This window comes from Micromonospora citrea (assembly GCF_900090315.1).
Taxonomy (GTDB): domain Bacteria; phylum Actinomycetota; class Actinomycetes; order Mycobacteriales; family Micromonosporaceae; genus Micromonospora; species Micromonospora citrea.
In genome coordinates, this window is sequence record NZ_FMHZ01000002.1 from 1,891,315 (window position 1) to 1,904,327 (window position 13,013).

12 protein-coding genes are annotated in these 13,013 nt (G+C 74.1%); 1 reads left to right on the forward strand and 11 read right to left on the reverse strand.

Going from position 1 to position 13,013, the window contains the following annotated elements:
• Nucleotides 1-27: 27 nt before the first annotated feature.
• The 5 genes from GA0070606_RS08720 to truB form a co-directional block, all read right to left on the reverse strand.
• A complete protein-coding gene (locus GA0070606_RS08720; protein WP_091096639.1) occupies nucleotides 28-1,455 on the reverse strand; it encodes a M16 family metallopeptidase in 1,428 nt (475 codons plus the stop codon).
• 47 nt (nucleotides 1,456-1,502) lie between these two features.
• Nucleotides 1,503-3,881, reverse strand: coding sequence for a polyribonucleotide nucleotidyltransferase (locus GA0070606_RS08725; protein WP_091096641.1), 2,379 nt, complete (start codon nucleotides 3,879-3,881; stop codon nucleotides 1,503-1,505).
• Nucleotides 3,882-4,103: 222 nt separating this feature from the next.
• Nucleotides 4,104-4,373 carry a 30S ribosomal protein S15 gene (gene rpsO, locus GA0070606_RS08730; RefSeq protein WP_043962418.1) on the reverse strand — a complete coding sequence of 90 codons (270 nt, stop codon included), beginning with the start codon at nucleotides 4,371-4,373 and terminating at the stop codon, nucleotides 4,104-4,106.
• Between the two features lie 180 nt (nucleotides 4,374-4,553).
• The gene (locus GA0070606_RS08735) at nucleotides 4,554-5,483 is read right to left on the reverse strand and encodes a bifunctional riboflavin kinase/FAD synthetase (protein WP_091096643.1); all 930 of its coding nucleotides are present in this window, start codon (nucleotides 5,481-5,483) and stop codon (nucleotides 4,554-4,556) included.
• Nucleotides 5,484-5,547: 64 nt separating this feature from the next.
• Nucleotides 5,548-6,432 (reverse strand): tRNA pseudouridine(55) synthase TruB, encoded by an 885-nt coding sequence (gene truB, locus GA0070606_RS08740; RefSeq protein WP_091096645.1) that lies wholly within the window; start codon nucleotides 6,430-6,432, stop codon nucleotides 5,548-5,550.
• Nucleotides 6,433-6,617: 185 nt separating this feature from the next.
• On the opposite strand from truB, the gene GA0070606_RS08745 reads away from it, so the two are divergent.
• Nucleotides 6,618-7,634 (forward strand): hypothetical protein, encoded by a 1,017-nt coding sequence (locus GA0070606_RS08745; protein ID WP_091096646.1) that lies wholly within the window; start codon nucleotides 6,618-6,620, stop codon nucleotides 7,632-7,634.
• Between the two features lie 27 nt (nucleotides 7,635-7,661).
• Here the strand turns inward: GA0070606_RS08745 and GA0070606_RS08750 are convergent, their stop codons facing one another.
• The 6 genes from GA0070606_RS08750 to GA0070606_RS08775 form a co-directional block, all read right to left on the reverse strand.
• Nucleotides 7,662-8,990 carry an MATE family efflux transporter gene (locus tag GA0070606_RS08750; protein WP_091096648.1) on the reverse strand — a complete coding sequence of 443 codons (1,329 nt, stop codon included), beginning with the start codon at nucleotides 8,988-8,990 and terminating at the stop codon, nucleotides 7,662-7,664.
• A 1,052-nt stretch (nucleotides 8,991-10,042) separates the two neighbouring features.
• Entirely contained in the window at nucleotides 10,043-10,252 is a 210-nt protein-coding gene (locus GA0070606_RS08755) for a DUF6186 family protein (protein WP_176737527.1), read from the reverse strand.
• On the reverse strand, nucleotides 10,252-10,659 hold the full coding sequence (locus tag GA0070606_RS08760; RefSeq protein WP_091096652.1) for a hypothetical protein: 408 nt from the start codon (nucleotides 10,657-10,659) through the stop codon (nucleotides 10,252-10,254). Before GA0070606_RS08760 ends, GA0070606_RS08755 begins: the two co-directional genes overlap by 1 nt.
• An 84-nt stretch (nucleotides 10,660-10,743) precedes the next feature.
• Complete coding sequence (locus tag GA0070606_RS08765; RefSeq protein ID WP_091096654.1) at nucleotides 10,744-11,826, reverse strand: DHH family phosphoesterase; 1,083 nt, start codon at nucleotides 11,824-11,826, stop codon at nucleotides 10,744-10,746.
• Nucleotides 11,823-12,314: a 30S ribosome-binding factor RbfA gene (rbfA, locus tag GA0070606_RS08770; RefSeq protein WP_091096656.1), complete on the reverse strand. Its 492-nt coding sequence runs from the start codon at nucleotides 12,312-12,314 to the stop codon at nucleotides 11,823-11,825. The genes GA0070606_RS08765 and rbfA overlap by 4 nt, the downstream gene beginning before the upstream one ends.
• A gap of 323 nt (nucleotides 12,315-12,637) precedes the next feature.
• The gene (locus GA0070606_RS08775) at nucleotides 12,638-12,931 is read right to left on the reverse strand and encodes a DUF503 domain-containing protein (RefSeq protein ID WP_091096658.1); all 294 of its coding nucleotides are present in this window, start codon (nucleotides 12,929-12,931) and stop codon (nucleotides 12,638-12,640) included.
• Between the last annotated feature and the right edge of the window lie 82 nt (nucleotides 12,932-13,013).

Consider the following 13,013-nt stretch of genomic DNA (forward strand, 5'->3'; position numbering starts at 1 on the left):
CCAATCGGGACGCCCGCACCCCGCCGGTCAGCGGGTGGAGAAGTCGTCCCGCCCGAAGGGCCCGACCACGGCCAACGACATCGGGCGGCCGAGCAGCTCGGCGGCGAGGGCGTTGACGTCGGCCACGGTGACCGCGTCGACCCGGCTGAGCAGCTCGTCGACGGGCATCAGGTCGCCGTAGAGCAGCTCGCCCTTGGCCAGCCGGCTCATCCGCGAGCCCGTGTCCTCCAGGCCCAGCACGAAGGAGCCCTTGCTCATCCCCTTGCCCCGCGCCACCTCGGCCTCGGTGAGACCGTCGGCGGCCACCCGGGCCAGCTCGGCCCGGGTCAGCTCCAGCACCTCGTCCACCTTGCCGGGCGCGCAGCCGGCGTAGACCGCGAAGAGGCCGCTGTCGGCGTACTGGCTGGCGTAGGAGTAGACCGAGTAGGCGAGGCCGCGCTGCTCCCGGATCTCTTGGAACAGCCGGCTGGACATGCCCCCGCCGAGGACGTTGTTGAGCACGCCGAGGGCGAACCGGCGGTCGTCGAGCCGGTCGATGCCGGGGCAGCCGAGGATGACGTGCGCCTGCTCGGTCTCCTTCGGCTCCACCAGCGTGGTGGCGGGCTTCGTGCGTACCGCCGGGGTGCTCGACCGGTGCGGCGCGGGCGACGCCGGGTCGGTGTCCAGCGGGGTGCCGCGCAGCGCCTGGCGGACGAGCTTGACCACGGCGGCGTGGTCCAGGTTGCCGGCGGCGGCGATGACGATCTGCGGGGCGGTGTAGCGACGGCGGTAGAAGCCCTGGATCTGCCGCCGGGTCATCGGGGTGACCGTCTCCTCGGTGCCGGAGATCAGCCGGCCCAGCGGGTGGTCGCCGTACACCGCCCGGGCGAAGAGGTCGTGCACCTCGTCGCCCGGCTCGTCGTCGTGCATGGCGATCTCTTCGAGGATCACGCCCCGCTCGGTCTCCACGTCGGCCGGGTCCAGCACCGAGTCGGCGACGAGGTCGCACATCACGTCGATGGCCAGCGGCAGGTCCTCGTCCAGCACGCGGGCGTAGTAGCAGGTGTATTCCTTGGTGGTGAAGGCGTTGGTCTCGCCGCCCACCGCCTCGATCCCGGAGGAGATGTCCAGCGCGCTGCGCTTGTTGGTGCCCTTGAACAGCAGGTGCTCCAGGAAGTGCGCGGCGCCGGCCTGCGGGCCGGTCTCGTCGCGGGAGCCGACGGCCACCCAGATGCCGAACGACACGCTGCGCATCGCCGGGATCGCCTCGGTCAGCACGCGCAGGCCGCTGGGCAGCACGGTACGGCGTACCGTGCCGCCCAGCGGGTCGTCGCTGATCGTCCGGGTCACCGCCCGGGAGGCGCCGCCGGAGCGGGCCGTCCCGGCGGCGCGGTGGGACGCCCCCGCAGGAACCGGGAACGCCGCCACCCCCCGTCGATCCGGCGGAAACGGCGCACGAAGGGCGGCCCGACTCACGTGTTGCTCCCAGATCGACGAGGGGTGGGTGGTGCGATTGCCAGACGTCAGCTGTGCCGGGTGCGGCGACGCGGACGCTCGCCGCCCTCGCCACCCTCGCCGCCGCCCTGGCCGCGCTCGCCGCCGGCCGGGCCACGACCGCCCCGGTCGCCGCCGCGCTCGCGGTCGCCGCGGTCGCGCGGCCCCCGGTCGCCCCGGTCCCGGCCGGCCGGACGCTCGCCGCCGGCGGCCTCGGCCGGCGCCTCGGCGCCCTCCGGGCGGACCTTGTCCAGGTAGATCTTGCCGCGGGCGTCGATGTCCGCGATCTCGACCTCGACCCGGTCGCCGACGTTGAGGAAGTCCTCGACCTTCTCGACCCGCTTGCCGTCGCCCACCTTGGAGATGTGCAGCAGGCCGTCGCGGCCCGGCAGCAGCGAGATGAACGCGCCGAACGCGGCGGTCTTGACCACCGTGCCGAGGAACTTGTCGCCGACCTTCGGCAGCGTCGGGTTGGCGATCGCGTTGATCCGCTCGACCGCGGCCTGGGCCGACGGCCCGTTGGTCGCGCCGACGTAGATCGTGCCGTCGTCCTCGATGGAGATCTCGGCGCCGGTCTCGTCCTGGATGGCGTTGATCGTCTGGCCCTTGGGGCCGATCACCATGCCGATCTTGTCGACCGGAATCTTGACGGTGGTGACGCGCGGCGCGTAGTCCGACATCTCGGCCGGGGACTCGATCGCCCGCTGCATCACGTCGAGGATCGTCTGCCGGGCCTCGTGCGCCTGCTGGAGCGCGGCGGCCAGCACGTCCGACGGGATGCCGTCGAGCTTGGTGTCGAGCTGGAGGGCGGTGACGAACTCCCGGGTGCCGGCGACCTTGAAGTCCATGTCGCCGAACGCGTCCTCGGCGCCGAGGATGTCGGTGAGCGTCACGTACTCGGTCTTGCCGTCGACCTCGTCGGAGATGAGGCCCATGGCGATGCCGGCGACCGGCGCCTTCAGCGGCACACCGGCGCTGAGCAGGCCCAGCGTCGAGGCGCAGACCGAGCCCATCGAGGTGGAGCCGTTGGAGCCGAGCGCCTCGGAGACCTGCCGGATGGCGTACGGGAACTCCTCGCGCGACGGCAGCACGGGGATCAGCGCCCGCTCGGCGAGCGCGCCGTGGCCGATCTCGCGCCGCTTCGGCGAGCCGACCCGGCCGGTCTCACCGGTCGAGTACGGCGGGAAGTTGTAGTTGTGCATGTAGCGCTTGGACTTCTCCGGGGAGAGGGTGTCCAGCGACTGCTCCATGCGCAGCATGTTGAGCGTGGTGACGCCGAGGATCTGCGTCTCGCCCCGCTCGAACAGCGCCGAGCCGTGCACCCGCGGCAGCACGCCCACCTCGGCGCTGAGCGGACGGATGTCGCGCGGGCCGCGGCCGTCGATGCGGACCTGCTCGCGCAGCACCCGGTTGCGGACCTCGGACTTGGTCAACGACCGGAAGGCGGCGCTGAGCTCCTTCTCCCGGCCCTCGAAGCGACCGCCGAGCTCCTCGGCGACCTTGGCCTTGACCCGGTCCAGGGCCTCCTCGCGGTCGGCCTTGCCGGCGATCTTCAGGGCCTCGGCGACCTCGGCGCGGGCCAGGTCGGCCACCGCGTCGTAGGCGTCGTCGGAGTAGTCGAGGAAGACCGGGAACTCGGCGACCGGCTTGGCGGCCACCTCGGCCAGCTCGCTCTGCGCCCGGCACAGCTCGCGGATGGCCGGCTTGGCGGCCTCCAGGCCGCTCGCCACGACCTCCTCGGTCGGCGCGGGGGCGCCGCCGGCGACCAGCGCCACGGTGTGCTCGGTGGCCTCGGCCTCGACCATCATGATCGCGACGTCGCCGTCGGCCAGGGCGCGACCGGCCACCACCATGTCGAAGGTGGCCCGGGACAGCTCCTCGTGGGTCGGGAAGGCGACCCACTGGCCGTCGACGTGCGCCATCCGGGTCGCCCCGATCGGGCCGGAGAACGGCAGGCCGGAGAGCTTGGTCGACATCGACGCGGCGTTGATCGCCACCACGTCGTAGGGGTGCTGCGGGTCGAGCGCGAGGACGGTCTCGACGACCTGGACCTCGTTGCGCAGGCCCTTGACGAACGACGGGCGCAGCGGCCGGTCGATCAGCCGGCAGGTGAGGATCGCGTCCTCGCTGGGGCGGCCCTCGCGGCGGAAGAACGAGCCGGGGATCCGGCCCGCGGCGTACATCCGCTCCTCGACGTCGACGGTCAGCGGGAAGAAGTCGAACTGCTCCTTCGGCTGCTTGCCGGCGGTGGTGGCGGAGAGGACGACCGTCTCGCCGAGCTGGGCGACGACGGAGCCGGCGGCCTGGCGAGCCAGCCGGCCGGTGGAGAAGGTGATCTCACGGGTGCCGAAGGACCCGTTGTCGATCACGGCGGTGCGGGATTCGGTGCCGAGGTTGGTCTCGGTCATGGTGCTGTCGTGCTCCTTCGCATCGGGGGCCCACGACGCGGGGAGCTGCTCAGACGGCCGGTCTTCGATCGAAGCGCCCGGGTGGCCGGCGAGATGCCGGGGTGCCCGGGGGCCACTACCGGAGACCGGTACGCTGACCGGCTCCCTGTCGGGTGGTCGCACGGCCCGTTTCTTCAGTGGTACCGGAACGGGGGAGCGGCCGCAGGCCGCTCCCCCGTCACGTCACCGGCGCAGACCGAGCCGCTCGATGAGCGACCGGTAGCGGTTGATGTCCTTCTTCTGGACGTAGTTGAGCAGCCGACGGCGACGGCCGACCAGCAGCAGCAGCCCACGGCGGCTGTGGTGGTCGTGCTTGTGCACCTTCAGGTGCTCGGTGAGCTCGGCGATCCGCTTGGTGAGGACCGCGACCTGCACCTCCGGCGAACCGGTGTCGCCCTCGGCGGTCGCGTACTCCGCGCGGATCTTGGCCTTGGCTTCCTGGTCGAGCGCCATTTTCTCCCTGTTTCGTGGGTTGTTCGATGGTGTCCGTCGGATCGGTCTGGGGACCGGAAACGGACCGGTACCTCGCACCCGCGGCGTCGTGCAGGCACGCGAGGCCCCACGTCGGTCAGCCGACGTCCCCGCCAGACTACCAGCACGGCCCGGCGGCGGCCGGTCAAGGGCGCGGCGCCGTCAGCCGACAGCTCGCCGGGTACGCTCCACGTCCTGCTCGATCTGGGCGATCAACGGCTCGACCGCGTCGTAGCGGACCTGCCCGCGCAGGTGCGCCACGAAGTCCAGCGCCAGCCGCTCGCCGTAGAGGTCGCCGGAGAAGTCCAGCACGTACGCCTCCACCCGCCGCTCGCGCCCGGAGAAGGTCGGGTTGGTGCCGACCGACACCGCCGCCGCCAGCGGTTCGGGGTGGCCCCGGCGCACCAGCCGGGCCGCGTAGACGCCGTCGGCGGGCACCGCCGCGTACCGGTGGCAGAGCAGGTTGGCGGTGGGGAAGCCCAGCTCGCGGCCGCGCTGGTCGCCGCGGACCACCACGCCCTCCAGCCGGTGCGGGCGGCCGAGCGCCGCGGCGGCGGCCCCCACGTCCCCCGCGTCGACGCAGGAGCGGATGTAGGTCGAGGAGAAGACCGTGCCCGCCTCGGCGACCAGCGGGGCCCCCTCGACGCCGAAGCCGAAGGTGCGGCCCAGCCGCTCCAGCAGCGCCACGTCGCCGGCGGCCTTGTGGCCGAAGCGGAAGTTGTCCCCCACCACCACGAGGGCGGCGTGCAGGTGCTCCACCAGGACGTCGTGCACGAACGCCTCGGCGGGCAGCCGGGAGAACTCCGGGGTGAACGGCACCACGCAGAGCACGTCCACGCCGAGCGCCTCGATCAGCTCGGCCTTGCGGGCGGGCTCGGTGAGCACCGCCGGGTGCGAGCCGGGGCGGACCACCTCGGCCGGGTGCGGGTCGAAGGTCACCACCACCGACTGCACGCCCAGTTCCCGGGCCCGCGCCACGGCGTGCCCGATGGTCGCCTGGTGCCCCTTGTGCACGCCGTCGAAGACGCCGATGGTGACGACCGACCGTCCCCAACCACCGGGCGCCGCGTCGTACCCCCGCCACCGCTGCATTGCGCTCCTCCCCTGCCTGTCCGGCGGGCCGCGCCGGCCGCCGGTCCCACGATCCGCCCCGCCGTCAGGCGGGGGCGAGCACGATCTCCGCGCGGGCCCGGCCGTCCCGCTCGCTGACGATGGCGATCAGCCCGCCGTCGGGGCCGAAGACCGCGTAGGGGCCGGAGATCCCCGCCGGGTCGAGCGGCCCGCCGTGGGAGAGCACCTTCGCCTCGTCGGCGCCGACGTCCCGCCGCGCGAAGGACCGGCCGGCCGCCTCCGCCAGCGGCAGGCCCACGACCTCGGGCGCGCGCCGCTCCAGGTCGTCGAGGGTGGCGGCCTCCGCGAGGGTGAAGTCGCCGACGGCGGTACGCCGCAGCGCGGTCAGGTGTCCACCCACCCCGAGCGCCAGGCCCGCGTCCCGGGCGATGGCCCGGATGTACGTCCCGGAGGAGCAGGTCACGTCGATGTCCACGTCCACCACGTCGGGCCGGTCGCGGCGCACCGCGAGCAGGTCCAGCCGGGAGACGGTGACCCGGCGGGCGGGCAGCTCGACGCTCTCTCCCTCGCGGACCCGCTTGTACGCCCGCTGACCGTTGATCTTGATGGCGCTGACCGCGCTCGGCACCTGCTCGATCTCGCCGGTCAGCGCGGCCAGGGCGGCCCGGATCGCCTCGTCGGTGACCTGCCCGGCCGGGGTGGTGGCGATCACGTCGCCCTCGGCGTCGTCGGTGACGGTGGCCTGGCCGAGCCGGACGGTGGCCGTGTAGCTCTTGTGCGCGCCGATCACGTAGGTGAGCAGGCGGGTGGCCCGGCCGACCCCGATCACCAGTACGCCGGTCGCCATCGGGTCGAGGGTGCCGCCGTGCCCCACCCGGCGGGTCCGCGCCAACCGGCGGATCCGCGCCACCACGTCGTGCGACGTCATGCCGCCGGGCTTGTCGACCACGATCAGACCGTCTGCGCTCACGACACCCAAGCCTGCCAGACCGGCTCCGACGCCCTGTCGCCGCCGTACACGGGTCGGGTGGACGGCCGGCGCGGCGTCCACCGGTCGGCCAGCGTTGCCCGCCCGGGATCGCACGGGACCACGCCGGGGCGCGGCGGGTGCGAAGATCATGCGCCCCCTCCACCCACCCCACCTGGACAGTCCGAATGAGCACCCACCAGCGGCCGACCGCGCCTTTCGACCCGTACGCCGACCAGCCCGCGGAGCCGGTCCGTGTCCCGACCTGGATGCGCGAGCCGGAGACGGAGCACACGCTGACCCGCCCGGAGCGGTTGCGGCTGGGCTGGGCGAGGCACAGCGGGAAGCTGCTGGGCGGCGTCGCCGCCCTGGTGACGCTCTCGTTCCTCGCGGTGGTGGGCACCATCGGACTCGGCGTCTACGAGCGGGTCCGCGACAACGAGCCCATCCTGCCCGACCGCCGGGCCGTGCCCGGCCAGGTCCGTCCCACCGACGCCGACGGCAACTCGGTGAGCCCGTGGGCGGCCACCCCGGCGGAGTCGTTCGCCGCCGGGAAGGACGCCATCGTCACGCCGCCGGCGAAGGCGGCCGCGCCGTTCACCGCGAAGCAGGTCGCCGAGGGCCTGGCGAAGGTCCGGCAGGTGCTCGTCAAGGGCCGCGTCGACAGGTCGATGCTCGTGGTCAACGACCCGGAGCCCTTCCTCGGGCTGATCGCGCCGGACAACCGGGACGAGGTCCGGCGCGACCTGGCCGACGGCGCGGCGCTGAACTACGTGACCCGGGTCGACGACGAGGCCGACCCGCGGCTGGACAACGCCGACACGGTGCGCGCGCGGGGCACCGTCACCTACCGGGCGACCACCGACCCCGACGGCATCCGGGTGCTGGAGATCACCACCAGCTTCATCTGGGTCTACCACTTCGACCTCTGGCGGGCGCAGGAGTACCCGCCGGGAGCCGAGCTGGTCACCGTGCGTGACGAGGTGGTCTGGCACGTCCCGCACCCCGACGACGTCCGGTCCTCGTCCCGTGGGCTGTGGGTACACGAGGCGGCGAGCACCCTCTACAACGCCGACTGCGCCGGGATCAAGCGGGGGTTCCTGGCCCTCGCCCCCAAGGAGCCGCTGCGCAGCCGGCCCTCGGCACGGCCGACAGGCAACGTCTACGACCCGGGCTGGCGTCCCGGCGACGGCGAAAGCTGCTGAGCCGCGGGAGCGCCCGGACGGGTGCGGTCAGCGCACCGCGCCGACCACGGCCCAACCGCCCGAGCGCAGCCGCAGCAGCAGGGCGACCAGCCGGATCACCACGAACAGCGTGAGCCCGGCCCAGATGCCGCCGAGCCCGAGGTCGAGCCCGTAGGCCAGCCAGATGGCGGGCAGGAAGCCGCCGAGGGCCGCCACGATGGTCAGGTTGCGCAGGTAGCGGACGTCGCCGGCGCCGATCAGCACGCCGTCGAGGGCGAACACGACGCCGGCGAGCGGCTGCATCGCCACGAACCACGGCCAGGCCACCATCGCCTGGTCGCGTACCTGTGGATCGGTGCTGAACAGGCCGGGCACCACGCCGGCGCCGGCGGCGATGAGCACGGCGAACGCCACGCCGCAGGCGCCGCCGAGCAGCCCGATCCGGCGGGCGAGAGCACGCGCCCCGGCTTCGTCGCCGGCGCCGAGCGCGGCGCCGATCAGCGACTGGGCGGCGATGGCGAGCGCGTCGAGCACCAGTGCGGTGAAGAACCACAGTTGCAGGGCGATCTGGTGGGCGCCCACGGCGGCGGCGCCGAAACGCGCGGCCACGGCGGTGGCCGAGAGGAAGCTGGCCTGGAACGCGACGCCCCGGATCAGCAGGTCCCGGCTGAGCACCAGCTGCTGCCCGATCAGCCGCGGCCGCGGCCGCAGCGGGACCCGCTCGGCGACCAACGCACCGGCGAAGAGCAGGCCGGAGACGGTCTGGGCGACCACGTTGGCCACCGCCGAGCCGACCAGGCCGAGCCCCGCCGGATAGACCAGCAGGGGGCAGAGCACGGCGGAGAGCAGGTTCGGGCCCAGCACGAACACCAGCGGCCGGCGGGTGTCCTGCACGCCGCGCAGCCAGCCGTTGCCGGCGGCGGCGAGCAGCAGGCCCGGTGCGCCGAGCGCCGCGACCCGCAGCCACTGCGCGGCGGCGTCGGCCACCTCGCCCGGCCCTCCGGCGAGGGTACGCGCCAACGCCCCGCCGCCGACCTGCATGCCGACCGCGACCAGCACGCCCACCCCGAGGGCCAGCCACGAGGACTGCACGCCCTCGGCGACGGCGGCGGCCCGGTCGCCGGCCCCGAATCGCCGGGCCGACCGCCCCGTGGTGCCGTACGCGACCACCGTGCCGAGCCAGGCGATGAGGGTCAGCACCGTGCCGCCGACGGCGAGCGCGGCGAGTGGCACGCGGCCGAGGTGCCCCACCACCGCCGTGTCCACGAGCACGTAGAGCGGTTCGGCGGCCAGCACCACGAGTGCCGGCAGGGCGAGCGCGGCGATCCGGCGGGGCGCGGCGGCAGCCCGGGCATCGGTGACGGTGGGCTGACTCATCGCCGCCGATCATGGCACGCCCAGCGTAAGGGACGCAAGGTGCGCAGCCGCTTACCGCCGACCGGGTGCCGCGCTGGCGTCCGGCAACGGTCACACTCCGCCAGCGCTGTCGATCTGATGTCGCAGACGATTCAAGCCCGTACCGAGCGAGCGATCACCTGCGCCGACGCCAGCGACCCGGACGCTGGACGGCACCCGCAGCAGGCAACACGGGCAGCAGGCGGGTGGCGGGCCGGGGGGTGGTGGCTGGCGGGCGGGGGGTGGCGGTGGATCTTGGCAGGGAAGTGGCCCCTGGAGGGGCCCTTGGGTACCAGGATCGGCGGGAAGGCGGCGAACGGCGGCGGTCGGGGCGGCCCGTCGTCCAGGTCGGCGACCGTCACCCGGTGCGCCGAACCTCAGGTGGGACCGGCCAGTTTGCCCGTCGTGCCAGCCGAGGTGGGACCGGCGAGTTTGCCCGTCGTGCCAGACCCCGTCACCCGCTGAGGCCGGGCGGGCCGCGACACCGCCGACGTCACACCCCGAACGGCCCCGTCACCCGCTGAGGCCGGGCGGGCGGTGACGCTGCCGGGGTGGGACGTCGGAGGCGTCACCGCCGGTCGGCGCGGGACGCCGGGCAGCGTGCGGTGCAGGTCGGCGTCACCGCCGGTCGGTCTGCGTCACTGACGGGTGTCCATCGAGGTCTGCAGCGCGCGGCGCATCTGCTCGCGGGCCTCGTCGGTGGTCTCGGGCTTGGGCTTGTTCGGCATGGTGGTCCCCTTCCAGGGCGCGGGCCACCGACACGACGGCGGCCCTCACGGGCGGCGTGCTGAGCGCCCGGCAGCGGTCCGGGGTCACCGGAGCAGCTGGTGGGCAGCGTGAGCCCGGGTCGATCGACCCTGGAGGGAGGTGTTGCCGGGTGTGGCCGCACCGCCCACGACCAGCGCCGCCACACGACGCCGGCCGATTCCCAAGCTATCGTTCAGGTCCACATGCTGCCCACGGTTCCCGCGATCTGGACTCACGTTGGTCCGTCGGGCGGGTGCCGCCACGATCGGGGGATGCGGCGTCGGCGGTCAGCGGGCCAGGAAGTGCCAGCCGAGCCACCACCAGAAGCCGAACAGCCCGATCCGGCCGACCGGCACCGGGCCCACCTCGTAGCGCATGACGTACGCGCAGACCTCCCCGAGGGTCGGGATCCGGGAGCCCTCCCGCCGGGCGGCCCACTCCACGGCGGCGAAGAGCGCCAGCGCCACCAGAAAGCCGCCGATCGCCAGTGCACGCATCATCGCCGCACCAACCCCCAGAACGCCGACAGCCAGGCCAGCCAGGCCGCCGAGCGGACCAACCGGTCCTCCAGCAGCGGGTCGGCCAGCCGGGAGAAGGTGGGAAACTCGTCCCCCGCCGCCAGCACGAACGTGGTGCCCTCGAAGACCCCGAAGACCACCACCGGCAGGGCCCACCAGGCCGCCGGGGCGCCGAGCCGCCGGGGTGCGGGCCGCCGGGGCACCCGGTTGCTCAGGCCCAGCCAGATCAGTACGCCGCCGGTGCCGAGGGTCCAGAGGTTGGCCTCCGTCGAGAACGACGGAAACCGGCCGCCGACCAGCGAGAGGCAGACGAGCACCGGCACGGTGACGGCGGGACGGTCCCAGGCGCGGGGCGCCTCGACGGTGAGCTCGTGGGGCTGCTCCATCCCGCGATTCTCCCCGTACTCGCCGGCCCCGGAAAGACGGACACTCCCCCGAGCTGACCCTGATCTTTCCCGGCGAGGGGCCGGTCAGCGCCGGACCGGCCCCGTCAGCGCGCCGCCGAGCTCCGCGCGGATCCGGTCGACGACCTCGTCGACGGTGCCCCGACCGGTGAATCCGGCGGCGAAGCGGTGCCCGCCGCCGCCCAGCGCGACCGCCACCCGGCTGACGTCCACCGCGCCCTTGCTGCGCATGGAAACCGCCCAGTCGCCGGTCGCGGTCTGCTTGACCACGCAGCTCACGTCGGCCTCGGCGGTGCACCGGACCGAGTCGATGAGCGCCTCGAGCACGTACGGCCGCTGGTCGTGCCGGGCCAGGTCGTCCTGGGTCGCGTACGTCCAGACGAGGCCGTGCCCGGCGGCCGCGGCGGGCTCCAGGCGTGCCCGGCCGAGCACCTCGCCGAACAGGCGCACGGCGCCGAAGGGCCGGGTGTCGAAGATCCGACGGGAGATGTCGCCGGGGCGGATGCCGGTGGCGAGCAGGCGCGCCGCGAGCTGGTGCACCGCCGGGGTGGTCGCCTCGAACCGGAACGAGCCGGTGTCGGTGCTCAGGGCGACGTAGAGGCACTCCGCGATGGCCGCGTCCAGGTCGACGCCGAGCCGGGCGAGCAGCTCCTCGGCGACCACCGAGGTGGCCGCCGCGTGCCGGTCCACCAGGTTGACGCGGCCGAAGCGGGTGTTCGACGCGTGGTGGTCGAGCACCAGCGCGCCGCCGGCGGTGGCCAGCCGGTCGGCCAGCTCGCCGAGCCGGGACTCGCTGGCCGCGTCGAAGCAGATGACCAGCTCGGGGTCGGCGTACGCCTCGGTCGCCGGCACGAGCAGGTCGAGCCCGGGCAGCTCACGGAACGACTCCGGCACCTCCGGCGGGCCGGGGAAGGTGGCCTGCATTTGGCGTACGCCGAGCCGGCGCAGCCCGAGGCCGAAGCCGAGCATGCTGCCCAGCGCGTCGCCGTCGGGGTTGACGTGGCAGATGAGCAGCACCCGCCCGTCCGGCGGCAGGGCCCGCACCGCCGCCACGGCCGCCGCCCAGTCGGCCTCGGTCGGGCCGGAGTCGGCCGGCGGCGTCGCCTCGGCGAGTGCGCCACCGGCCGGGTCTCCGGAGGTTCCGGTCACCGACGGTCCCCGCCCCGGGGGGTATCGTCCTCGTCCTCGTCCTCGTCGCCCTGGGCGGCCTCGTCCTCGTCCTCCTCCAGCCGGTACGGCTGGGCCTCGCCCGCGTACTCGGCCCTGGCGGCGAGCCGTTGCACCTCGGCGTCGGCGTTGCGGGCCTGGGCGAGCAGGTCGTCGATGTGCTTGACCTGGTCCTGCACGTCGTCGAGGACGAAGGTCAGGGTCGGCGAGTGCCGCAGCCCGAGCGCCTTGCCGACCGTGCTGCGCAGCATGCCCTTGGCGCTCTCCAGCGCCGCGGCGGTGCCGGCCTGGGCCGCCGCGTCGCCGAGCACCGTGTAGAACACGGTCGCGTCACGCAGGTCGGCGGTGATCCGGGCGTCGGTGATGGTGATCATGCCAAGCCGGGGGTCCTTGATCTGGCTGCGCACCACCGACGCGACCAGTTCACGCACCCGCTCCGCGTGCCGGCGTACCTTGGCCGGATCCGACATATCGCCACCTCCACGGCGTCCCGCTCCCAGCCGTCACCGGTGACGCGGAGCGCCCCCGGAGCCGACCGGCCAACATCTCGAACACTACCCGCGCGGCAACCGCCGCCGCGCGCCGCCGGTGGTGCGCCAACCCGGCCGCGGTGGCCCCGGCACACCCCACGCCGACGGGGTCACGCCCGCCGCGCGCATCCGCGCCGCCGGCCCCGTCCTCCGCCGGCCCACAGGGCCACAGGGCCCGCGCCGACCTTGTCACCCCGCCCGGCGCGTACGGGTCCACGCCGGCCCCGTCACGCCGGGGCGCGCAGGTGCGCGCGCCCGGCGGGTCAGTCCTCCTCGCCGTAGAGCCGCCGGCGCACCGAGAGCAACTCGGCCTCCGGCCGGCCGGCCACCAGGCGCTCGCAGGAGTCCAGCACCTCGCGGACGTGCGACGCCTCGGCGGCCACCACGGCCACGGCTATCTCGGCCCGACCGTGCAGGTCCAACGCCCCGACCTCGGCGGCCGAGACCTCGAAGCGGCGCAGGGCCGCCACGATCGGGCGTACGTATGATCTCTTGGCCTTGAGCGACCGGGAGTCGCCCGGCAGCAGCAGGTCGAAGACCGCGGTTCCGGTGAACATCGCCCCGGACGATACCCGGCCGGACCCCCACATGATCAAGGGGTTTACGCCTTTCGGCGTAAACCCCTTGATCAGTGGTTCA